This window comes from Caldanaerobius polysaccharolyticus DSM 13641 (assembly GCF_000427425.1).
Taxonomy (GTDB): domain Bacteria; phylum Bacillota; class Thermoanaerobacteria; order Thermoanaerobacterales; family Caldanaerobiaceae; genus Caldanaerobius; species Caldanaerobius polysaccharolyticus.
The window spans coordinates 143,504-167,898 of record NZ_KE386493.1 but is presented as its reverse complement, the minus strand read 5'-3'; the positions used below and the strand labels follow the sequence as shown (position 1 = coordinate 167,898).

25 protein-coding genes and 2 pseudogenes are annotated in these 24,395 nt (G+C 33.6%); 5 read left to right on the top strand and 22 right to left on the bottom strand.

All coding sequences use genetic code 11. The features are described from left to right. Positions 1-29: 29 nt before the first annotated feature. From CALPO_RS0100840 to CALPO_RS0100760, 19 genes are all read right to left on the bottom strand, one after another. The gene (locus CALPO_RS0100840; protein WP_026485645.1) at positions 30-1,103 is read right to left on the bottom strand and encodes a mannose-1-phosphate guanylyltransferase; all 1,074 of its coding nucleotides are present in this window, start codon (positions 1,101-1,103) and stop codon (positions 30-32) included. A 129-nt stretch (positions 1,104-1,232) separates the two neighbouring features. Next, positions 1,233-1,604 (bottom strand): GDP-mannose 4,6-dehydratase, encoded by a 372-nt coding sequence (locus CALPO_RS0100835; protein ID WP_281172706.1) that lies wholly within the window; start codon positions 1,602-1,604, stop codon positions 1,233-1,235. 4 nt (positions 1,605-1,608) lie between these two features. Beyond that, the gene (locus CALPO_RS15185; protein ID WP_407638199.1) at positions 1,609-1,692 is read right to left on the bottom strand and encodes an NAD-dependent epimerase/dehydratase family protein; all 84 of its coding nucleotides are present in this window, start codon (positions 1,690-1,692) and stop codon (positions 1,609-1,611) included. Positions 1,693-1,780: 88 nt separating this feature from the next. Then, positions 1,781-2,302, bottom strand: a complete 522-nt coding sequence (locus tag CALPO_RS12855; RefSeq protein ID WP_322786084.1) for a sugar transferase — start codon at positions 2,300-2,302, stop codon at positions 1,781-1,783. 129 nt (positions 2,303-2,431) lie between these two features. Continuing rightward, entirely contained in the window at positions 2,432-3,742 is a 1,311-nt protein-coding gene (locus CALPO_RS12850; RefSeq protein ID WP_035171837.1) for a hypothetical protein, read from the bottom strand. Between the two features lie 316 nt (positions 3,743-4,058). Then, positions 4,059-4,577 (bottom strand): YwgA family protein, encoded by a 519-nt coding sequence (locus CALPO_RS0100820; RefSeq protein WP_051585749.1) that lies wholly within the window; start codon positions 4,575-4,577, stop codon positions 4,059-4,061. Then, complete coding sequence (locus tag CALPO_RS12845) at positions 4,574-5,842, bottom strand: HD domain-containing protein (RefSeq protein ID WP_051585748.1); 1,269 nt, start codon at positions 5,840-5,842, stop codon at positions 4,574-4,576. The genes CALPO_RS0100820 and CALPO_RS12845 overlap by 4 nt, the downstream gene beginning before the upstream one ends. Before the next feature lie 271 nt (positions 5,843-6,113). Further along, positions 6,114-8,003, bottom strand: a complete 1,890-nt coding sequence (locus tag CALPO_RS12840) for a polysaccharide biosynthesis protein (RefSeq protein WP_035171831.1) — start codon at positions 8,001-8,003, stop codon at positions 6,114-6,116. Positions 8,004-8,018: 15 nt separating this feature from the next. After that, positions 8,019-9,137, bottom strand: coding sequence for a DegT/DnrJ/EryC1/StrS family aminotransferase (locus CALPO_RS0100805; RefSeq protein ID WP_026485642.1), 1,119 nt, complete (start codon positions 9,135-9,137; stop codon positions 8,019-8,021). Continuing rightward, positions 9,138-9,803, bottom strand: coding sequence for an acetyltransferase (locus tag CALPO_RS0100800; protein ID WP_035171829.1), 666 nt, complete (start codon positions 9,801-9,803; stop codon positions 9,138-9,140). Then, positions 9,800-10,423, bottom strand: coding sequence for a sugar transferase (locus tag CALPO_RS0100795; RefSeq protein ID WP_035171826.1), 624 nt, complete (start codon positions 10,421-10,423; stop codon positions 9,800-9,802). Before CALPO_RS0100795 ends, CALPO_RS0100800 begins: the two co-directional genes overlap by 4 nt. A gap of 99 nt (positions 10,424-10,522) precedes the next feature. Continuing rightward, complete coding sequence (locus CALPO_RS0100790; RefSeq protein ID WP_026485639.1) at positions 10,523-11,935, bottom strand: hypothetical protein; 1,413 nt, start codon at positions 11,933-11,935, stop codon at positions 10,523-10,525. Between the two features lie 173 nt (positions 11,936-12,108). Further along, a complete protein-coding gene (locus tag CALPO_RS0100785) occupies positions 12,109-13,251 on the bottom strand; it encodes a glycosyltransferase family 4 protein (RefSeq protein WP_026485638.1) in 1,143 nt (380 codons plus the stop codon). A 51-nt stretch (positions 13,252-13,302) separates the two neighbouring features. Further along, positions 13,303-14,178: a glycosyltransferase family 2 protein gene (locus tag CALPO_RS0100780; RefSeq protein WP_035171823.1), complete on the bottom strand. Its 876-nt coding sequence runs from the start codon at positions 14,176-14,178 to the stop codon at positions 13,303-13,305. Positions 14,179-14,402: 224 nt separating this feature from the next. Next, on the bottom strand, positions 14,403-15,728 hold the full coding sequence (locus CALPO_RS0100775; RefSeq protein ID WP_026485636.1) for an O-antigen polymerase: 1,326 nt from the start codon (positions 15,726-15,728) through the stop codon (positions 14,403-14,405). Positions 15,729-15,747: 19 nt separating this feature from the next. Continuing rightward, complete coding sequence (locus CALPO_RS0100770) at positions 15,748-16,437, bottom strand: glycosyltransferase family 32 protein (protein WP_026485635.1); 690 nt, start codon at positions 16,435-16,437, stop codon at positions 15,748-15,750. A gap of 234 nt (positions 16,438-16,671) precedes the next feature. Next, positions 16,672-16,860 (bottom strand): acyltransferase, encoded by a 189-nt coding sequence (locus CALPO_RS15175; protein ID WP_169736172.1) that lies wholly within the window; start codon positions 16,858-16,860, stop codon positions 16,672-16,674. Between the two features lie 198 nt (positions 16,861-17,058). Then, positions 17,059-17,181: a DUF4351 domain-containing protein gene (locus CALPO_RS14540; RefSeq protein ID WP_156940109.1), complete on the bottom strand. Its 123-nt coding sequence runs from the start codon at positions 17,179-17,181 to the stop codon at positions 17,059-17,061. Between the two features lie 47 nt (positions 17,182-17,228). Continuing rightward, a complete protein-coding gene (locus tag CALPO_RS0100760) occupies positions 17,229-18,422 on the bottom strand; it encodes an RNA-guided endonuclease InsQ/TnpB family protein (protein WP_026485634.1) in 1,194 nt (397 codons plus the stop codon). A 515-nt stretch (positions 18,423-18,937) separates the two neighbouring features. Between CALPO_RS0100760 and CALPO_RS0100750 the strand changes: the two are divergent. From CALPO_RS0100750 to CALPO_RS14990, 5 genes and pseudogenes are all read left to right on the top strand, one after another. Continuing rightward, positions 18,938-19,210: pseudogene (locus CALPO_RS0100750) on the top strand (Rpn family recombination-promoting nuclease/putative transposase); the annotation flags it as partial. A 138-nt stretch (positions 19,211-19,348) separates the two neighbouring features. Beyond that, complete coding sequence (locus tag CALPO_RS15170) at positions 19,349-19,588, top strand: transposase (RefSeq protein WP_084295098.1); 240 nt, start codon at positions 19,349-19,351, stop codon at positions 19,586-19,588. Positions 19,589-19,618: 30 nt separating this feature from the next. Beyond that, positions 19,619-19,807, top strand: a complete 189-nt coding sequence (locus CALPO_RS14855) for a hypothetical protein (RefSeq protein ID WP_245589863.1) — start codon at positions 19,619-19,621, stop codon at positions 19,805-19,807. 69 nt (positions 19,808-19,876) lie between these two features. Continuing rightward, positions 19,877-20,881, top strand: a pseudogene (locus CALPO_RS12830) (RNA-guided endonuclease TnpB family protein); the annotation flags it as partial. Positions 20,882-21,088: 207 nt separating this feature from the next. Next, positions 21,089-21,214: a hypothetical protein gene (locus CALPO_RS14990; RefSeq protein ID WP_281172702.1), complete on the top strand. Its 126-nt coding sequence runs from the start codon at positions 21,089-21,091 to the stop codon at positions 21,212-21,214. 270 nt (positions 21,215-21,484) lie between these two features. Here CALPO_RS14990 and CALPO_RS0100725 read toward each other — a convergent pair whose 3' ends face one another. The 3 genes from CALPO_RS0100725 to CALPO_RS0100715 are packed head-to-tail and all read right to left on the bottom strand — an operon-like array spanning position 21,485 to position 24,387. Then, complete coding sequence (locus CALPO_RS0100725; RefSeq protein WP_026485631.1) at positions 21,485-22,849, bottom strand: APC family permease; 1,365 nt, start codon at positions 22,847-22,849, stop codon at positions 21,485-21,487. 15 nt (positions 22,850-22,864) lie between these two features. Continuing rightward, complete coding sequence (locus tag CALPO_RS0100720) at positions 22,865-23,758, bottom strand: acetamidase/formamidase family protein (protein ID WP_026485630.1); 894 nt, start codon at positions 23,756-23,758, stop codon at positions 22,865-22,867. A gap of 53 nt (positions 23,759-23,811) precedes the next feature. Further along, positions 23,812-24,387, bottom strand: a complete 576-nt coding sequence (locus CALPO_RS0100715) for a Uma2 family endonuclease (RefSeq protein WP_026485629.1) — start codon at positions 24,385-24,387, stop codon at positions 23,812-23,814. Positions 24,388-24,395 lie beyond the last annotated feature (8 nt).

The window sequence follows — 24,395 nt, the reverse complement described above, 5'->3', positions numbered from 1 at the left end:
ATTCCGACATATTTCGTCAAAAAAATATTTCATAAATACTCAGCTTTTCTCTTTTTAAGCTCCTTCAATACCTCCTTTACATCCTGGGCTTTATCCTTTGAACATATCAACAAAGCATCTTCCGTATCAACGATTATGACATCTTCTATACCCAATGTAGCAATGAGCTTCTCACTGCCTGTTATGATACACTTCTTTGTATCTACGCTCACCACATTGCCTCTTATGACGTTGCCGTTTTCGTCTTTTTCGTAAAGCCTCTCTATAGATGTCCAGCTTCCGACATCGTCCCAGCCAAAATCGCCAGGCACCACATAGACATTTTGAGCCTTCTCCATCACGCCATAATCTATGGATATGCTCTCAAGCTTTGAATACTCTTCGTATAATACCTGTTCTATTTTATCCGTATCAAAATATTCCCTTATGGTGTTCAGTGCCTTATTTAATTCCGGCATGTATCTGTATATGGCATTCAATATAGCCGATGTTTTCCATATGAACATACCGCTATTCCAGAGGTAATTTCCGCTTTCCACGTATCTTACCGCTGTGTCGTAATCAGGCTTTTCTACAAATTGCTCTACCTTATGAACCGGATTTTTATTTATTATCTCTTTGGTCAGCTTTCTAAACTTTATATATCCGTAACCCGTTTCAGGATGTGATGGCTTTATGCCTATCGTAACCAGGTTGTCCCCTGCTTTCGCCTTCTCTATAGCCGATTTTAGCACACTTATGTACGTTTCTTCGTCTTTTATCACGTGATCAGAAGGAACAACCACCATGATAGAATCTTCACCAAGTCTTTGGGTGTGAAGGGCTGCAAGGCCTATACACGCGGCTGTGTTTTTACCCATAGGTTCTATAAGTATGTTGCCCGTGGGCAAATCCGGTATCTGATCGCTTATGATCTCGGCGTAGTCAATGTTTGTCACCACAAATATATTCTTGATGGGCATAACCTTTTTAAGCCTGTCCACCGTCTGCTGTATCATCGTCCTGTCGCCGTACAGCTTTAAAAACTGCTTGGGCATCTTTATCCTGCTTTTGGGCCAAAACCTCTCGCCTTTGCCCCCTGCCATGATAACACCTGTTATCATACGCATCACCCTCTTTTGAATTGATTATTGTAAAGTTTGTAATATCAATTGCCAACTTTACAAATTTTTCTTCTATTACAATTATAGCATAAAATTCACTTAAGTGTCATAATAATGACGATGTATTTACTATATCAACTTTTCCCACCATTCTTTATTCTTTAAATACCATTGTATAGTCTTTCTCATGCCATCTTCAAAACTGTAAATAGGCTTCCAGCCCAGCTCTTTCTGAATCTTCGAGGAATCTATAGCATACCTCCTGTCGTGTCCAGGCCTGTCTTTTACGTACCTTATCAATGATTCAGGTTTGCCTAGTTCTTTTAATATAAGCTTTACTATTTCGATATTCCTTTTCTCATTGTTGCCGCCTATATTGTAAACCTCACCTATTTTTCCATCATGCAGCACCATATCTATGGCCCTGCAATGATATTCTACGTACAGCCAATCCCTTATATTTAACCCGTCTCCGTATACCGGCAATTCCCTATCGTGCAGTGCATTAATAATCGCTATGTTTTTTTAACATGTATTTAATAAAGTTGCTACCTATAAAACCCGCTCCACCTGTCACTAATACCTTCATTTCATCACCTTTCGCATATGTATTGTTCAATTATCCAACTCTTAAAACCTAGTCACCGCAATGTAAACTTCCAGATATTTTGCCATTATCATTTATCCAGTTTAGTAACCCCTACTTCTCGATAGACGTTATAATTCAACGATTCCAAAAGCTGATTTAATGTCATATCATCCTTTACGCCTGATGAAGCCTCCTTCATCAAAGCTGTTTTTATCGTCAGCAGTATTATCTTTATATCCAACCATATAGAGTAATTGGTTATGTACATAAGGTCAAATCTCAACTTATCATCAAAGTCTGTGGTATATTTACCCAGTACCTGGGCCAGTCCTGTTATGCCCGCTTTAACGTTATGCCTGTAAGTATAAGTCGGATATTGCTTCTCAAATTGGGCAACAAAAAATGGTCTTTCCGGTCGGGGACCCACAAAACTCATCTCGCCCTTTAAAACATTAAAAAGCTGGGGCAGTTCATCCAACCGCGCTGCTCTCAAGATTTTACCAACCTTTGTTATGCGAGGATCGTCATCTGTAGCCAGTACCGGGCCCGTCATTTTTTCCGCATCTTTATACATGGTCCTGAATTTGTATATATTAAAATTTAGCTTCAAATTTTCATCTACCTTAGAAATTTTTCTACAGGGCGAATGATAACTAAACTTAGGCAAAAATGCAGCTATATAGCCTATATGAACCAAAAACAGGTCCTATAAAAATCACAAATTGCTTAGCTTTCATATTTACCGATGTACATGCATTGCACCCTCTTCCCTGCTCCACGGCACTTTTTCAACGCTTCCTTCCCATAAACCATGATCAATTGACTTGAGTCTGTTTACATAATCACCATCGTACCCTAATAAACGTAATATTGTTAATTCTAAATACCATAACCCTAATTCATGGGCTTTCCACCTATCTTCAAAAGATAAAGCTTTGACTTTTTCTTTTTTTACCGGATGAACAATACTATTTCTGATCTCCGTAAACAAATGCGGCCCATCTTCATATCCGGGACTAATACTAAAGGGGATCTTAAATGGTATTTCAAAATCATGCAATAATAAGCGAATTTTATCCGATTCATATAACTTATCATATTTATCCTTTGATATTATAAGTTCTTCTTGAGTAAATCTTACCCATGATATTAATTCCAGAGCAGTGCTAACCCATATAAACGTTTCTTCCATTAAATCAGCTTCTAAGCTTTCTATATACCATTCTAATGCCATTATTAAAGATTCTTCCCATAGAGGATTTTTTAGTTTATCCATAAATAATGGAAATATTTTTTCCAGCATCTCTGGATGTTGTCTTGAAAACCAAGTAATTTTTCCTCTTTTCCAATTTGAAACCCTACAATCCTGGATTTTTTTCCATACACATGATCCATCTCTGAAACCCAACATAACATCCAAACCTACATATCTGCCCCTAGCAAATGAAAGTAACCAGAACAACGCATAAAACAAAAAATCAACATCCTGTGGCTTGAATAGCTGTTTATCAGTACGTTCAATCACCCCTACATGGGTTACCTCATACAAACCTGTATTTTTTAGCCAATCAAATATGGATTTATAATCTGTTTTTTTATCAATAGTTATTTTCCACATATCATAATTTAAGACTATTCTGCCCAATGTATCATCAAAATTCAATATATAAAAATATAATCTATCAATTTCTCGTTCAGGCTTTTCAATGGTATTTGTAATTATACCACTTAGCGATAAACCACTATCGGATGAAAATTTGAAGTTTGTTATTAAAATTTTAGCAGGATTGAAATCTGGTAAATACAAGTATAACTCTTGTGAATCCAAACCTAGATCTAATTCACCTTTCACGACATTTCCTTTAAAATGCATTTTAGGCTTAGGTAATAATGATAAATAAACACTTCCATTATTTAATGTATATAATGTAGTTTTATCCTTGTCTTTTATCTCTAAATCGCCATTATAAATTGCTAGCTTCTTTCCTTTTAGTGACGGTAAATTCTCACCCACATATCCATTAATTTCTTTTAATAGATCATAATTCATAATTTTTATAATCCCCCAAAATCTATTTCAAATACCTACTATATATCTTATCTATTCCCTTAATATCCAAAACATAATCCTTTTCACTTTTAACGGCATCCTTAATAAGATCTCCTATTGAATCTTATATCTATGATGGCTATAACTGATATATCTCTTTGTTATTTTAATTTTCTCTAGCATGGTAATCAGTTATAAATTAAGATAGAACTAATTGCCTAATTGTTCTTCGCGCGGAAGAGATGACTCCAGATTTTTAAATATTTCGACATATTTCGTCAAAAAAATAAGTACTGTGATAGATAACCGGCTTGTATTATATAATATCAAACCCATAATCCTCACGTATTTTTTCTAAAAAGTCAAATGCAGAATCTATTTCCTCATCAGTATATTTTCTCTCTGACTTTACTATTTTTACCTTGTTATTAATTTCCTTCCGAGAATACCCCTCTTGTTTGAAGTATATAACTGTGGCCACTAGTTCTAAAAACCTAGCATTTTGGCCATTAAGAATATTAATTAAATTACTATAATCTTTTAGGTTATCCCTTATAACATCATTTTTAATTTTTAATCTATAAGTATACTTAGGAAATAGCCCACTATCATCTTTTTTTTCTTCAATTATATTCATTAGTTTGAGCTCTTCAAGTTCAACTGTTAAAGTATCTGAATACGGACCATAATAATGAAAATAAAAGTCCTCCATAAAATTTGCTCCTAAACTTTTTAATATGTATACTATTTTTTGCAATTTTTTACGTCCATCTATCTCTCCGGCAATACGCAATAGTTCAATAATATTGGAATAATCATTTAATATACCGTTCACTCCAATCCCTCCAAATATTTATCTAGATACTTTATTATATCATCACATATATTGATACCTTCATAATTATTTCTTGGAAAATATAAATAGTACTTAATTCCCTGGTTCCCAGATATAGCTCTTATCGAGTCAGAAAATCTAGTAATAGATTTGATTTTACCTTTGTTGTTAATTAAAATCGGTGGTTTTTCCCCTTCTTCACCTTCGACATAATAATCATATGTCACATTACTAGGTCTATCAAGAACGAGATAATATTCATCATCCATTCCTTGACTATTCAGTTTTTCCTTTATTTCATCTAAGCTTATAGGTACACTTTGTTTTAATTCATAGGCTTTATATAAATCCCTATACAAATATTTGCAGCATAAATCACTTAATATCTTATCAGTTGAATCCTTCCACAGTAGAACCGCATATAAAATTACACTGTCATTTAAACGTATATAGTCTTTTACGTCTATATTCTCATTCTTAAATATAGGAGTCAATACATCTATTTTTATATCCAAGGAATTCTGTTCATATAAGTATTTCGCTCTCTTCAAAATATTTTGAAGCAACAATTCATATCCTCTAGTAGTTTTGTGATAGTATACTTGCCAATACATATAATGCCTGGCATATACATATTGCTCCACAGCATATAATCCTTTATAATCCACAACTATATTATCATTGTTTACCAACAAAGACTTTATAAGCATATCTACATCAAATAGCCCATATTTTACACCTACATAATAGCTATCTCTTAGTAAATAATCCATTCTATCTACATCGAGTTGACTTGATAACAAATAACTCAGATACTTATGTTCATACTCTTTCTTAATCACGTTAGCAACTTTTTGGGGAAAGGTTTCATCAATACCTCTTAAAATCCTATTTACCTCAGTATCGCCAAGAATAATGTTAATTGTCCATTGTTCATGTTTTGTGCCTATTATTTTTTCAAATACATGGGAAAATGGTCCATGTCCGATATCATGTAATAAGGCTGCAGCTAATCCTATCTTCCTCATTTCGTCATCTATATTAATTACATTTTTTAATTGAGATAGTGCTCTGTCCATTAAATACATAGTACCTATAGAATGTGAAAATCTGGTATGGTTTGCGCCATAATATGTAACTTCCGATGTACCAAGTTGCCTAATTTGTCGTAATCTCTGAAATTCTTTACTGTTTATCAAATCTAAAATCCACTTATCATCTATTATTATGAAATTATAGATTGGATCTCTAAAATATTTTTTCATAATAAACATTCCTCACAACCAGATTAATATTATTCATATTCTTTATATTCTTAATCTCGTCTCTGGAATATAACCTTTTTTGTCTTCCGTGTATATCTATATTTAAAATGGTTATAATATATATTAATTTTACAGAATTAGGAGCGATAACATGCAGGACAATAAATTTTTTGTTGGTTTGATCAACGGCCTATTATTAAGTGGTTTGCTTTGGCTTGTAATACTTGCTTTAATACATTAAGTTTATACAAACTAAATCTTTCCATAATTTTCATACATTATTTGTTAAATTGTCAACTATATCTTCCGTTGCTGCGATCTCTTCCCTAACTTCAACATGCAACGGGTTATATTCAGGTACAAGTTTTTTTATAAAAGCTTTAACCTCATCTATACTCATATCATCTATCGTAGCCCTATATTTCTCTAATAAAAGCATCAACCCATCGTAATCATCAAAAATTGGTTTTTCAATAAAAATTTTATCGTGCTTTGTGGAAGCATACTTATCTTCCGATAAAAGCAGTTCTTCAAATAACTTTTCTCCCGGCCTTAAGCCTGTTATTACTATGGGAATATCCACATCGGGTTCAAAACCTGACAAGCGTATTAAATCCCTGGCTAGATCTATTATTTTGACCGGTTCACCCATATCCAGCACAAATATCTCTCCACCTTTGGCAAGAGCACCCGCCTGGATTACCAGTTGTACAGCCTCGGGTATTGTCATAAAGTACCTTTTAACTTCTTCATGAGTTACAGTCACCGGCCCACCTTCGGCTATCTGCTTTTTAAACAAGGGTATTACACTGCCATTACTGCCCAATACGTTGCCAAATCTCACCGCCACAAATTCTGTATTGCTTTTCTTGTCAAAGGACTGAATTATCATTTCACATATTCTCTTTGTCGCTCCCATGATGCTCGTAGGATTTACAGCCTTGTCTGTGGATATCATCACAAACTTCTTCACATTATGTAAATCAGCGTATTTTACAAGATTAAGCGTACCGTAGACATTGTTTTTTATCGCTTCTTGAGGGTTATCTTCCATAAGAGGGACGTGTTTATGAGCAGCAGCATGAAAAACTATATCAGGTCTGTACTTTTTAAAGATATTGCTAATCCTTCTTTCATCTCTGATGCTCGCTATAATACAGCTCATATTAAGGTCTGGATATTTTCTTTTTAATTCCTGTTGTACGTCGTACATATTATTTTCATATATATCTAAAATAATCAAATGTGATGGTGAAAACCTCGCTACCTGTCTGCAAAGTTCGGATCCAATAGAGCCTCCCCCACCTGTAATCATTACTTTTTTACCTTTGATGTAACTACTCATCTCATCTAAATTTACCTTAACTGGTTCTCGCCTCAATAAATCGTTTATGTCCACATCCCTTATATTATTCACCGATACAGTTCCGTCTACCAGTTCATATATCCCAGGTAATGTTTTAACTTTTATATGTATTTCGCTACACTTTTCAATAACTTTTTTTAATAAAGATTTCGGAGCAGAAGGAATAGCAAATATAACCTCGCTAATTTCCTTTTCATTAACAATATCCTGTATGTCATCAATTTTGCCCATAACGGGTACCCCATCAATGCTTCTATACAATTTAGATTTATCGTCATCAAGTATTGCTATCGGTTTCAAACCGATTTCAGGGTGGTTTTTTAACTCCCTTATGAGCATTCGACCTGCACTTCCAGCACCAATAATCAAGACTTTCTTGTGTGCAACATTTTTTAGCGCATTATTGTTATAATTCATGTAATTTCCATATAAAATACGACTACTAGTTATCAATATAATACTTAAAAACCAATATAACGGATAAATAGAGCGAGGCAAATGTATCTCCAGCAAAAATAATGCCAATGATGACATGCCGCTGCTTATAGTCGTAACTACCATCAAATCCATGATATCCCTTAAATTTGCATATCTCCATATCTTATTATATTGCTTAAAAAATATAAATGTAATAATACTAATGAGAGTAACCAAATAAAAGGACTTTTTATATAGGATGAAATATTGGTATGGAATATTGTAATCAAATCGTAAATAAAAAGAGAAAAAGTACGCTATATTCAATAATAACGTATCTATTATTAACAGTGAAACTTTTCTCTTATTTTTCCACATATAAACATCTCCCTATTATCTACCAAAGAGATTTATAGCCTCTCTTAACTTCTCCACCACATAATCTATCTGCTCATCTGTTATTTTATTAAAAAACGGAAGTGCAATTGTTGAGTTTGCCACTGATTCCGTTACTGGGAAATCTCCTTCTTTATAGCCCGTCATTTCTTTTATATACGGCTGCAAGTGAACAGGAGTAAAATAAGGTCTACAACCTATTCCATTATTTATCAAATGTTGCATCACCTTATTTCTATCTATATTTTTGTCTAATCTTATAACATAAATAAACCAGCTCATTTTATTAACTTGTGGAGCTATGTAAGGGATTTTAACTCCATCTAGATTTTTTAACCTTTCGTTATATTTTTCGGCCACTCTGGCTCTTTTTTCAATTATTTCCTCTATCCTATCCATTTGAACAATACCCAGCGCAGCATTTAATTCACTAAAACGGTAATTAAATCCAAGCCTTTCATGTTCAAGCCATAAACCTGTAATCGGTCTACCTTGACTCCTCATACTTCTGCTTAATTGTGCAATATCTTCATCATCAGTAACAATCACACCGCCTTCGGCTGTTGTTATTTGTTTATTAGGATAAAAAGCAAAAGCACCTGCATCACATAATGTCCCAGCCTTAATCCCATTGTACTCCGATCCCAGTGCTTCACACGAATCTTCGATAACCTTTAAATTGTATTTTTTTGCTATCTCATTTATCTTCACCATATCCATCGGTTGGCCAAAAACATCAACAGCCATTATCGCCTTTGTTCTTTCTGTAATTTTTTCTTCGATTTTATCAATATCCATATTAAGCGTATCAGGATCTATATCAACAAATACAGGCTTTGCCCTTTCATACAAAAAGCAGTTTACTGTAGCCACAAAAGTAAATGGCGTTGTTATAACTTCATCCCCATCTTTAATACCTAACGACCTCACTATCAAGTGCAATGCGCTTGTGCCACTATTAACTGCAATTGCATACTTTTTACCTACATACTTGGCTACTTTCTCCTCGAATTCTACAATTTTAGGTCCTATGCTTAGTATATCAGATTTCAAAACCTCAACTACTGCATCTATCTCCCTCTGCGTGATATCTGGCCTCGCTAAAGGTACATTCATTTATTTAGCCCCCTCGTGAAATTTAATTGGCTTAGCCGGTACTCCTACGGCAGTACAATAAGATGGTATATTATCGACCACCACTGCACCTGCTCCAATAATCGTACCTTTACCAATTTCTTTATTTTGTATTATCGTGGCATTTGAACCTATTAAACAACCTTCATTTATCTTAACATTTCCTGCCACATTTACATCCCACAATAATGATACATAATCATCAATATAAGCTTCATGTCCAATTCCACACTTTGGACTTATAATCACATGATTACCTATTTTGATATTGGTTGTTAATATACATCCGGGATATATTATAACATCTTTTCCAATTAGATTAGTTTTTGATATATAAACCGATGGATGTATTATATTTGCATATTCCACATTATAATTTTCTAATTTAGATATAATACTTTTTTTAATTTTATAATCAGCAATAGCACATACAACAAATATCTTGTCGACATTATTACTTAAATAGTCAATCCCACCCAATATTTTTATTCCATTAATGTATTTACCATGTAACTCTTCATTATCGTCTATAAATCCAATTAAATCCCATGTTGGTTTAATATTATTTATTTCCTCAATAAGCAACGCGACTTCTTTACCTACTCCACCTGCACCTATAATAGCTATTTGCTTTAATATCTCAATCATCCCCCACAGTTATTGTTAATACTTCCAGTAAACTTAGGCATCGTGGCATATCCTTCCGCTGATATGCCTTCTCTTGTTATAACTTTTTTTATCGTAATAAACAAAATCTTAAAATCGAGTAACAAGTTCCAGTGATCAACATACCATACATCCAATTTAAATTTCTCTTCCCATGATAAATTATTTCGTCCATTAATCTGTGCCCAGCCAGTTATACCCGGTCTAACATCATGGCGCCTCATCTGCTCTTCTGTATAATAATTTAAGTACTCCATAAGCAATGGCCTTGGACCAACAAGACTCATATCTCCTTTTAACACATTAAATAGTTCTGGTAATTCATCAAGGCTTGTACTCCTAAGCAATCTACCTATCTTTGTCAATCTCTCTTCATCGGGTAACAGGTTACCATCTTTATCTCTTTTATTGTTCATAGTTCTGAACTTATAAATCTTAAATGGCTTGCCTTTTAATCCGGGCCGAGTCTGACGATATAAGATTGGGGAACCCATTGTTATATAAACAATAACTGCAATTATTAATAATAATGGAGATAATACAATTAAAAGAAGTGATGATATGATTATATCTAAAATCCTTTTAATAATGCTTGAATTCATTTAATCCCCCCATTTTTAATCAACTTTTTTCCTTCCCTATTTTTATACTATTACTATATATCGCCTTAACAAATACTTTAAATGATAATAACATCGCATTTAAGATAATTTATTTCTAAGCCTAGAGACAAACACAATTTTTGGTTTAGTACCAGTTATTATTGATTCTATATAGTCACATACTACACCTATTATGTCATTGTCGTTTCTATGATTATATAAAAATTCTAATAGCCATTTAACTAATGAAATACCTCGGGCTTTACCGGATAATTCCAATATAATGCAAATTAGTCCTATAATATTCATTTTTGAAAGTCGTGATTTGCGGTTTTCGTAGTTAATTACTTCTTTATTAAACTTACATACAGCTTCATTTATCTCGTCTGCACTTATTGTATTATCTGCGATTTCACTTATAATTTTTCTTAACCTCTCAATGTCTTTACCTTTAAATGATTTAGCGAGATCTATAACGGGCGCATCTGAATTTATTGTTAACAATCCATTTAGTATAACTGATGAATTTTTAATAAACTGGGGATATTCTTCGGTTCTTAATCCCGAGTATATATTTGCTAATATCTGTACATAATTTTCTTCAAATTGTTGTGGAACCACATTTGCTGAAAAAGGAGCTGCTAATCCTACCAATCTTGCTGCTGAATAGAATTCTATAGCTCTATCAATTCCATGCATAGACCTCAATATTGATGATGCAATTGAACCCATACCAATAGAACCTATTGCCATTGAGCCTCTTAAATTAACCATATCTTCTTCTATAGACCAAATACGGCCTAATTCACATATAAAATCTTCTAGGGCTTTTCTAATATTATCATTTTTGATATAATTTACCGAAGAATACAAAATTCTTAATAAACAAGCTCTTTCTTTAACTCCAAAAGGAAGATATAAAAAAGGAAATCTTATTCTACTATCTATAATAGATAAAGCTGCTAACTTTCTGGTTAATATAAAGCTATTTGGCGCAGCCTCAACTAAAGGTTCAATCATATTTAAAGAATATCTATCAATTGATTGTGGTAAAACAAAACTTACTTTTCCCATATTTGCCAGATCAATAAGATCATTTAAATCAATTCTTAATGAAGATAAAAAATTATCTTCATAACCCCTTATCGGTAATGCAATGATTATATTCTCATAAATCGGTATAAAATTTCTTATATTTTCTTGCGGAAAAACAGTAGCATCTAAAAAACAGCGGGATTGCAATTTATCCCATGAATTTGGCAATATACCTGTTGAATTTTTTATTTCTCCTTTTAATATAGATTCACGATTCTCCACCCAAAAATATTCATCATCCTCAAGTAAAGTTCTCAAACTCTTAGAATATTTATCTGACACAAATTTACTTGGTATGATTTCAATATCACCTTGACTGAATATACGAAATTTTGCTTTTTCCTTTACTTTGCTATCCACAACCAATTTATAATTTAATGGTATTCCAAGCTTTTTAATAATATCTTTTAATAACAAATTTTCTTTCTTTGTTAACGGCTCATTTACTACTATTTCTATTGCTTGATCTTTATTATATCGAAGGTAAATAAAAGGGAAATCCTTAGGTATGTGGTTGACTTAATAAAAGTCGCTCATATGAATAACGTGCGTAATAATCAAAATCAATCGAGTCTAATTTATTGTTTTCTTCAACCAATAATACCACCTTCAGATAAATATATCCTATAAATCTCATCCATTTCCTTTAACACCTTGTCAATGGAATAATCCTTTATGATTTTTCTCCCTTCATCTCCCATTTTTATTCTCAAATCTTTATCTTGAACTAATTTTTTAATAGCTTCAACGGTGGTATTCACATCATTAATAGGTACTAAATATCCGTTAATACCATCTTTGACCAGATCTCTATTGCCTCGTACATCTGTGGCTATAACTGGTTTCCCTGCCGCCATTGCCTCCATAATACATCGAGGTAAGCCCTCCCTCATTGATGTCAAAGCAAATACATCTGAAATACATAATAACTCAGGTATATCACGTCTAAAACCTAATAATTTAACTTTATTGTCTAATCCTTTATCATGTATATATTCTTTTAAATAACTTTCATATTCTCCTAAACCCACAACTAAATAATATATATTATCATAACTCTTCAAAATTCCCAATGAATCTATAATCTGTTTATGATTCTTATTCGCATTTAACTCTGCAACAGTTAATATTACTATATCCCTGTCACCAAAACCAAATTCTTCCTTTAGCTCTTTTCTTCTATTTTCATCATTTATGAAATATTTATCGATATCAAGCCCCACCCCATGAACATAAAAAACAGCGTCTTTTACCCTCAGCCTTAACTTCCTAGCGGCATTATAGTCTTCACTATTCATCGTAATCAGTCCGTCTGTCCAACGAGCGGCTAATCGCTCTATAGTATAATACACAAGCCAGTTTTTAATCGGAGCTCCTTTATAAAAATGAAAACCATGAGCTGTATAAAGTACTGGCTTTGTGCCAGTGATTTTTGCAGCCAATCGTCCTAAAAAAGCTCCAACAGGAGTATGAACATGAACTAGCGAATATTTATTTTTTTTCATGATACTTATCAACTGTTTTAATGCCTTTACATTAGAAAATGAATACGGCGATCTTACAAAATCAACGTTATGACATCCAACTCCTAATTTTTTTAGTTCGTCCTGTCTATTTCCCAACTTTGTCGCTACATGAACTTCATATCCTTTGTTTTGAAAATACTGTATAAAAGGAATGTGAAAATTTAATATGTGACATTCAACAGTTGCTATAAAAAGAACTTTTTTCATAAAATATCACCAACTTAAATCTCAAATTTCATTTCTTAAACCCAGGTTTATTTACCACCCAGGAACTTTCTGCGCTCTAATCTGAGCCAACAATCCACTAGCCTCTTCACAGAATGTCTTTGATATAGGAAGATAAGTATGTCGTGTTGCCAATTGCTCCATTCTAAACAGTGCTAAACCTGTTAAAACAATACTTTTTGATAGTGACCGTAAATAAAGATAAATAGAAGGACCTATTCCAATCATTTTGGGACCATACCGCTTTATTACTTTTCTTTCAGAAGAATAACTGGTTAAATAAGCTCTTAGCCTTACATTGCCTGCAAAACGGTAGAAAAAAAGAGGTTCTGGTAAGTGAGCAAATGTGGTTTCAAAAAAAGTGCGGGCCCATAATTCACGATCTTCTGCCCGGGGATACTCAGAGTCATAAAGATGGCTCAGAAACCAAGACTTTCTAGCCATGATGGATGCATGTAAAAAGCCTCCACTTTTTAGTATCTCAAAGGCTGTTGGTAGTTTCGGTTCGAGTCCTCGCATCCCTACAGGCTGTCCATCACGATCCAATATTATGGTACCTGTATCAACCACATCTACATCTGGATTGTCTTCCAGAAATGCAATTTGTCGCTCAATACGTTCTGGATGCATAATGTCGTCTGCATCCATTCTTGCTAGGTATGCACCAGAAGCTAAATGAGCAATTTGATTTAATCGTGCCACCAAACCAAGATTTTTCCCATCGTTAATTATTCGTACACGTGTATCATTAATAGCCATTGCTCGTTCTAGTGAACCGTCTGTAGAGCCATCATTTACCAAAAGAAGTTCCCAATTAGGATACGTTTGAGCAAATACTGATTTAACAGCATCTTCAAATATATGACCTGGATTGTGGAAAGGAATAGCAATTGTCACTAGTTTACTCATGTTTTCCTTACACCTTCTTTTTATTTTAATATAAACGATATAATTAAATTTTCAAAATTCACAAGTTATCTATAGGTATTGATATGCTTAGCTTTACTATTGTTTTTTTAGTTTAAAAAGTTAAAGTTTAATTATGCAACTACTCAATCATCTCTAATATATTACCAAAATACTTTAAAAACATTTTTAATAAGTTTGTAAAGCAAATAATATATTATAATAATTTAGGTACCCTCTGTGCGAATCTTCGTTTTCCTAACCTTTTCTAAAAGGCCAGCATTTTTTTTATATTTCAGCCCTTTAATCATTATTATTTCTTCTATTGCTATTGGAAGAGAAAGCGTAATTATTGTAAAAAAAGGCAGAAAAGTAAAGGCTAAAGATATATAGGCAAAAATGCCATACGTTATCTTATATTTGTTGTATACAACTTCCATATACCATAAAATTATGCCTAGTAAAATAGAAATGGTTATTACTCCCAAATATCCAAAATTAATCAGTGCCTCTGGCATCACTCCAAATTTATATTGCCAATTTAATTGACCAATAGTGCTTGCCCCTAGTGGTATATTGTTTTGAATTCCATAATAGTAAGTAAATTGCATGGTAGAACTATATCCTTTAAATGGCGCAATATTTCGTGGTAAAAATACCAGAAAAGTATATAAATAACCAGAACCAGGGAATGAAATTATTTTTGAATAAAATAAATTAGTATTTTCTATAATATACCATAGACTCCAATTCATGTCGAAATCTTTTTTTATTATATCCAAAAAAAGGTTTTTTGAATTTAATAAAGTTACTTTAAAGCTAGAATAAAGATATAAAATAAGAACTATAAAAGAAAATGAATAAATCAAATACTTACTCCTCGGATATCTCTCATATATCACCAGTAAAGATAGTAATAACACTTTTATTAAAGCTGTTCTTTCTCCTGTGATAAATGCTGGGTTCAGAGACAAAATAAAATAAAAAATAAAATAATAAAGGGCAGATTTATTTTTTTCATGGATATAGATATATAGATAATAAATAGAAACAGCCATTGGCAAAAGCACCAATACACCATGTAAAGTAATAACATCAATTTTAGAAAAAATGATCTCCCTTAAAAGCATGTTATTTTTAATTAAACTTCTATTTTGAATTAACAATTCAAATGAATATACAAAGATAAATATTGCATAGCATTGAAACAATTTAGAAATAAAATATAAAAATAAATGATGTTTATTATTAGTGTAATTATTTTTTATCTTTTTTATTGAACGACCGCTTACATAGCCTATATATGTTAAAATTATTGAGCCTAGCAATATTAAAAAGCCAAAAACGATTGTACTCCAATCTTTTGGAAAATAACTAAAATCCTCGTTCTTTATTGAAAGATAAAAATACGGAAAAACAAACGAAATAATAATACCCAAAAGATACCAGCTAAAAAAATTCAGCCGTTTTATACTAAAAACATTTTTAATAATATACAACAACGAAAAGAAGAATATCATTCCTATCGATAAATATATGAAAACAATCTCCATACCTAAAAATCCTTTCTCTTTAAAATTCCAATAAAGATAATAATCTTTTAATCATTACCTTCATTTTAGATCTACTATCCAACCATGACCCTGAAAAGTGATGTAACGTATAGGTATTTCTGGTAATATTCTTCTTAAAGCTATTGAACATTACAGGACAGAAATATTCACTTGGATATATATGGACATCCCCTTTTAATACTTGATATTTGTTATTTGTTTTTAAACCATATTTTTTCGATAGTTCTGTTATGATTTTTGTATTTGGAATAGTATTTAAACCATTTTCTAAAATAAATCTTTTATCATTATAATAATCAAGCAAATAACTGATCCATTTATTTCCTTTTTCTGAACCCATTATTCCTGTGGAAATATAATATTGGTTTTCAAAACCAGAAAAAGCCGAATGCGTTAAAAATGGATCTAATCTTTTTAAAACTTCAACATCTGTATCCATATATATACCACCGTAATTATAAAGTACATATAATCGAACATAATCAGTAACAAAAGCCCATTTTTTCATTTCATATGCTTCTTTAACAAATTGATTTATATTAATGTCAAAATTATCTTCATTCCATAATTTTAATTCATAATCTGGTAATACTTTTTTCCAGCTTTCTATACACCTTTGATTTAATTTTGGCATTTTATTCTTTCCAAACCAGCAATAATGAATTATTTTTGGTATTTTATTTTGCATTTAACATATCACCATCCGTTACATTATCATTAATATACATAGAACTTTCAGTTACCATCGTGGTTATTACCACAAAATCTTTCTACATCATAAAACAGCTGAATATTTTTTCTTATCTTTTCTTCAGACCAACCCACCACTTTAACTCTAATAATTTTTCCCTAATTTCCTTAGAAAATCTCCATTTAATTAACCGTGCTGGTACCCCTCCCACTATCGAATATGGTTCTACATCTAGGGATGAGTCGAAACTAAATTATAAGGATGTTCATCCATTCCTATTATTACATCTGGACTAATAGAACAATATTTTCCGATTACGCCAGTCTCAATGATAGAATTATAATTTACATAAGAATTTTCACCAATAATAACTTTTCCACCAATATATGCCCCTTTATTAATTCTTACATTCTTTGACAACTTGCATTTTATATCAACATCAATAGAATAAATTTTTCATTATATTTTTTATAAAAATAATTTGTTTAATTTTAAGTTTTAAAAACTCGGGTAATACTCTTTTAAAATTCATTCAACTATTCCATCTCCAATTATCCTAAATTATGATTTCGTCTAATCAACTTCTTCTACCATAAAAATAAAAGGTAATATATACCTTTATTGCTTAAGATATTTGGTCAAATCTTCTATGCTCTTTATGTCAAATATATCATCAGCTATTCGTTCCAATGTCTCTTCATTTAATTTCATTATTTTTTCACTCAAATCATCTGCTGGCATTCTCTCTCCACTGAAGTGGAGAGGTTCTTTAAGCGAAGTTTGGTAGTCTATGCTACCCTTATTCGCTTGGGACTGCCAAATCCCCTACTCCTATCCAGTACTGGATTTGGAGCTACTCTCTTTAATATATTTATTGCACCATTTATATCTGCATTCATTACTGCACCGCATTTGCTACATACGTATAATCCTCTGTATATGCGATTATTCTTCTTCACTATACCGCATACACTGCAGGTCTGTGATGTGTACGCTTCATCTACCTTTTCTACCTCTATTCCATATTCTTTAGCTTTGTATTTTATCATATCAAATAATCTACCAAACGGTATTTTGTGTAGTTTCTCGTTATTTTTATGTCCTATATCCATATTTGTTATTCCATCGCTCATTCCACCTATTACTATCTTGCTTACTCCTTTTTCTTTTGCTAATTCTACTATATGTCTTGAAACTTTATGTATATAGTCTTTTATAAAATTATTCTCTTTGATTATTAAATTGTGAAACTTTTGCGATGTTTTGTATCCTTGTTTTGAAATTACAGATTGGATCTTCGCTTTTTCTTTGGATAATAATCTTAATCTTGAGATAAGATAACTGCCATCGATGATAAATGTTTCTGTATTTTCTTCTATAACGATTGAAGCGAGATTCTTTACTCCAAAATCTATTCCCATTAGTTTATCTCTTTCAAGCTTGATTTCTGGTATTTCTTTTTTGTAGATGATGTGAACAAAATATGTAGTATGTCCATATAAAATTTTTGGTACAATTTCTACTTCCTGTACAGTATTGAGCAATAGATTTTTTGGCAAATCTATCCATAGGTAGTTGGACTCAATACTGTACTTCTCTTTTAGATATTTTTTTGTTTGACTGGACAGCGACAATCTAATTTTATTTTTCATTATTTTAAAACCGTCTTTTTTCCATTTGACAGGAATATGTCTGTTTTTGGGTTGATACTTCGGTTTTTTAGTATATCCATCGAAAAAATTCTTCCAAGCTATCTGTAGTTTTTGCAGTACTGCTTGCGCAGATTGTGAATGCAAGTTTTTATACCAGAAATTATCCTTTAAGCACTTTTCTAACTGATTTACTAATACTTCTCTGTTCTGAATAGCATAGTTTGCAACGTTCCACAGTTTTGATGCTGCGTATGTTAAATGTCCCAATATTATTCTGTGTTCTATGTTGCAGTGAGAAAGTTGAAATACTATTACCCTTTTTATTTCCATTTTTCCTCACTTACTTCCTGTTTTAGATCTACTTTATTTTATCAAATTTTTACCGCTTTTCATCTCTCCAATAAATTGGAGAGCGTTCTCGGCAGATGGTCGTAAAAAAAATAAAAGGTGCTTTTCACCTTCTACTTTCTGAAACACAACCTTGCTAACGTCCACATTATATTCGCTTTTTGAATTTAGGCAATATACCGCCTTTTGGCATGACAAGCATATTCTGCCCCTGCCAATCTTTTTTACCAAATATGACCACCGCATCGATCCTTGGGCGCCGAAACAACCTCAAGAATCTAGCGGATCCTGTCACCGCACTTACACTTACAAAATTCAACTCTCACCAACTTTTGTTTTTATAATTCTACATTTATCCTAAAAATCCTTCTTTTTTATAAAAAATTTTTGTATTTTTTTCAGTACATTACTTTGATATTTTTATAGATCAATACAACATATTCTTTTCTGAACACATGTGATATAATACTATAAGAGTGGAAGAAGAGGGGGATAAAATGTCTCAAACGTACGATTTGACCGTAAAAAACATGTTTTCAGACATGGCAGATGATATATTCGTGTACTTAACAGGATTTAACATTAAAAAACCAGATGAACTTAATATAGAGATTACGAGGGTAGAGCGTAGAAATAGCGATATGATATTTAAATGTGACACAGATATAGGAGAAGTTGCTGTCCATATAGAATTTCAATCAGAAAATGACCAAACAATGCCGTATAGAATGTTGCGGTATGCAGTAGAGATAATGGAAAAACACAAATTATAGAAGTCGCTGCGTGAAGGCCTATCTCCTTTAGGGGATGGGATGAGAGCAGCGATTTTTAGTTTTTGCTACGATTAAGCTATAGATAGGAATAAGACGAGATATTCTCACTACAATATCAACTACCACTTTGTGTAGATACCGAAATACAGAAGGAAAATTTTGAAAGGTGACGTCGCAAAGGAGTTTGAGCGGTTGCTTCTAGAAAAATGTGAACGTATGGAGGTGAAAATACTGGATTTGTCCTTTCAACACGACCATGTACATCTTTTCATATACACACCACTGAGATATTCACCATCGCAACTAATCTACGGCACTATATTGAAGAATGTCAGAATTGAGTTTTCTACTATATTCATTAAGAATGTAATATAATTTAACTCAAGAAAGAGAGGTAAAGGAAGAATGGGCTGGGCGAAAAAGAAGGGCAAGCAGCAGGAAGGGAGGCTGTACCTAACGAAGGTAATACCGCTCGAGGGTGAAGGGTGGCTTGACAAATTCAAAGAACCCATGCTTGCCGCAACGAAAATATGGAACTCATGCGTATGGGAAAGCAAGCAGGCAGCAAAAGAAGGAAGGGAGTATCCAACCTAGAGCGAACTCAAGGCAAAATTTAAACACTACCAGTCGTGGAAGAAGCTTCATTCCCAGAGCGCCCAGAATGTCGTGGAAAACTACTTTGAAGCGGTACGATCGTATAATAAGCATAAAGAGAACGGGCATGATGAGATAAGGCCACCAAACTATAAATCCAAATACCTGTGGCGTACGATAAAGTGGAAGAACGGGAACAAAGCTTTCGAGTATAAAAACAACGCTATAACGCTGAAATTTTCACGAAAGATGGAGAGCGTGACGATACCGTTGCCGGAAGGAGCAAATATGCTGATGCTGCCCGATGGCACGAAGCTCAATGGAACTCCCATTGAGGTAAAGGTAAAGGCGGTGTACCGCAAAAAGGAGGTATCGCATCTTCAGCTGCACGTCACGTGGGATTACGGCATCGTACCCGTATCGGTAAACGTGAAGGTATCTGCATACGATATTAACTCTGCGGTAGTGGCCAGGACATCGACGGAAGGAAACAGGCAGTTAATAATGTGCGGAGAAATCCTGTCTCTTGTGCAGTATCGAAATAAGGTGATAGCGGAATTTCAGAGCAGGATGAGCAAGCTCAAGGACGGTTCAAAGAAGATGAAGAAGCTCTCCAAAGCAAAGGGTAGGATATTGAAGAAATTGGAGAGGCGGATAAATCAGCTGGTAAACTCATTGACGAAATTGATGGGCGTACTTGATAAAGAAGAAAATATATCAGTATCGCTGTTAGGTGATTTGACTGATTTAAGGCGCAGTGCAGAGACCGGAGATAAGAACAAGGTAGCGAGTCATAAGATAAACCAGATGCCGTATTCAAAGATAGAAAATCAGCACAGCTACAAGAGTTTGATGAAGCAGATACAGAGCAAGAAGGCAAATGAGAGATACAGTTCGCAGACGTGCAGCCGGTGCGGAGCGAGGAACAAGGAATACCGTATCGAAAGAGGCTTGTGGAAGTGTGAAGAATGTGGAGAAACAATACACGCCGACATAAACGGGAACACGAACATACTGAAGAACTACCTGTTTGGCAGATGCGATTTAGGTTGGCTTTTGAGGATGAACCGGTAGAGGTGTACAGGTGGGATAGACGGTATAACGTGCTTAAGAAAGTATCTCCGAGTGAGGCAGCGTAAACTGTAGTAACTGGATTAGTTGTGGCGGAGCGACGGCCCCCACCGGGAGCGGAAACGCGATAGTACCGGTGTAGCCTGCGTGATATCTACACGATGTATGCGGCACGCAGCATGTATACGCAGCTTGCCAGCAGGAAAACCGATGATCCTGAAGGTAGGAAGCCTATCCCCTTCAGGGGATGGGAGAAGTCACCCATTACTGCCCCTTGCTGACAGGGAGAAAAGGACTAAAGCAGAAGAAAAATATCTTAAAATGTGCGTTGTTTAATTAAAGAAGCGCCTGTAAGCGTCAATAAAAAGAAGGATATTTTGTTTAAAGCTGAACTGCTTTCAGGTATAGTATACAGTCAAAAAGTTATAAAGAAAATTTTTGAGGAGGTGGAAGAAATGTTAAGGCTGGAAGAATGATCAACATATAAGATGATAATTGAAAGATGTGCATTTTTAGTAAATGACATTGTAATTTGTTTTAAAGAAAGCCATTCCCTCCTGATAATTTTTTGAGGGGATGGCTTTCTTATTTCATCTCTAATCCATATTAAACCTCTAAATTAGTAGGTTTTCTCTTAAATATAAGTGTCAAAATCAAATAGTAGATAACTCCTATTACAAACCACCAACCTCCAACTATCTTTGCATGCGATTCTAAATTGATCCAAACATAAAATATTATTAAAAATCCTAATATAGGTGAAACAAATGATGACAATATGCTCTTATCTTTCTTCTTGAACCCAAAATATATAATTACTGTGAGATGCAAAACCATAAACGCCGATAACGCACCAAAATTGACCAACGAAGTAAGTGAAGCTATCTTTTCGCTGTATATAACTACAAGAAATGCAGATATGATAGCAATAAAGATAGTCGCAACATATGGTGTTTTAAATTTAGGATGAACTTTTGCTAAAAATGCAGGTAAAAACTTATCTCTTGACATACTATATAATACCCTAGATATAGCAGCCTGCGCAGCCAATGAGTTCGCAATTCCCCAGGCAAAAGCAGTTGCTAATGAACAAGTCAACATTAGCCATTTTCCCCCTGCTCTCTGTGCCACTTGATAGAAAGCAGTATCAAGATTACTAAAAGCTTTAAAATTCGGCCAAATCATTGCTGCAATCCATGTCTGCAATATAAATAAAAAACCTGCACAAAAGAGAGCTAATACAGTCGCTCTTCCAATTGTTTTTCTTCCACCCTTCGCTTCTTCGGCAAGTGTGCTTATACCATCAAATCCAAGAAAGCTTAACACTGCTATTGATACAGCATTCATAACAACATTTAAGTTAAAATATTTTGGATTATAAAAAGCATTGAATGAAAATTCAGCTCCCCCCACATGATTAACTATCGCATAAATTCCAACTACAATGAATAAGCCCAAAACCATCAATTCTAAAATGAGAACAACCTTATTGAACTTAGCAGTAAGCTCTACACCAAGAACATTTATTACAGTGTTTATTAATATAAAAGCAATTCCCCATGCGATTACAGGTATCTTAGGAAATACCCCATGAAGTGCTGCTGCACTAACAACATATAAAAGAGCTGGAACTAATATGTAATCTAATATAATAAGCCATCCACTTAAAAATCCTATCGTCGGATTTATTCCTTTGCTTGCATAGGAATAAACAGAGCCAGAAATCGGAAAGTCTTCTGATAGTTTTGCGTAACTAAATGCAGTAAATATCATGCCAACAACACCAATTGCATATGCCAAAGCAACCATACCCTTAGAAATATCTGATACATACCCATAAATACCAAACGGAGCTATTGGAACCATGAAAATAAGACCGTATATAATCAAATCCCATATTGTCAAAGACCTATTTAGCTCTTGTTTATAACCAAATTGCTCGATTGTATTTTCATTTCTCATATTTTCCATATACATACCCCTTAATCAAAGTTTAATATTCAGTTTTTCAAAAATCCAATATGGCAGAGTAAATCTTGCAGTTCTTAAAGGATCAACAATTTGAGATACTTCTACATCACCTATCAAACTGAAAAGCATAACGATATCTTCAGATGACATATCAGTTTTTTCTTTTATAAAATTGTGAGCAAAGCGCACTGCCAAATTAGCAGCTTCGTCAAGAGTTGAGGCCGATGCAATAAATGAAACACATTCATTATTTACTACAATTGGTGAATTTATCTTCAAGCCTTTGAGAACTTCAAACCTTACAGTTACCTTTCCATTCACCTCTGTACCTGATACACAAACCTCTCCATCTCCCATGCATGCATGGAGATCACCTAAAGCAAACAAAGCACCTTTAACAAACACAGGAAAATACACTATACTCCCTTCAGCAATAAGTTTTGTGTCAATGTTTCCTCCATGTTCACCTGGAGTCCCACAATTTATCTCCTTGTCAGAAGGTGCAACCCCTATGACACCAATCATTGGCTTAATTGGAATCCTAATCTTATCAGAAAATATAACCTCATTATTTTCAATATTTACAACTTTCGATATCAATGTATTAAATAAATCGCCTAGTACACCAAGCTCCTTCCCCGTTGCTATCACAGCCCTATTTTCTATTTCTATTTTTTCAATTATGACTTTTAATGTGTCACCTGGTTCTGCACCTTCGATAAATATAGGTCCCGTTGCTGGGTTAACCCTATCCCAATCAAGCTTTTCAAGAGTATCATCATTTGTTTTGATTTGATCCGAAAAGCAATCGTACGTTTCAATTTCTACCGATGTGTTTGGTGAAACCTTGATAGCAGGATCCTGAAAAGGAGAGAATTTAAATATACATTTTTCTCTTTTCAACACCATCTTTTTCGCCTCTCTTCACAATATTTTTGATATTCATTATAACACCATTATAATCAATACGCAAATACAGATTTTAAATCAATCACAAGACTGTCAAAGATGAACGCCTTAATCTTATCTTCATCCGTGTATATTTCAGGCCTGCCGTACCTTTTATTATCCTGCAAAGTAAACACGCTGACGATTTTACTTTCAGGTTCTACTATCCAGTATTCTCTTACACCGAATTTCTCGTATAAATTAAACTTTTCTACCCTGTCCTTTCTCGCTGTTGATGGCGAAACTATCTCTACAATTAGATCAGGAGCCCCCTTGCATCCCTCATCATCAAGCTTTGACTTATCACAGATCACCACTATATCAGGTTCTACCACAGTTTTTATATCTCTATCAGTATCTTCATCACCTGAAGGAAGTCTTACACCAAAAGGTGCAGTGTATACTTCACAGGATTTGCCTTGAAGATAATTAAAAAGCTGATAAAATATTGCCCCTAAAACTTTTTGATGAATTCTTGAAGGAGGGGCCATAAGATATACATTCCCGTCTATTATCTCCCAGCGTTCATTATCCGGCCATGATAGATAATCTTTATAAGTATATATCTTGTTTTCTCTTGGTAATGGCATATTAAGAT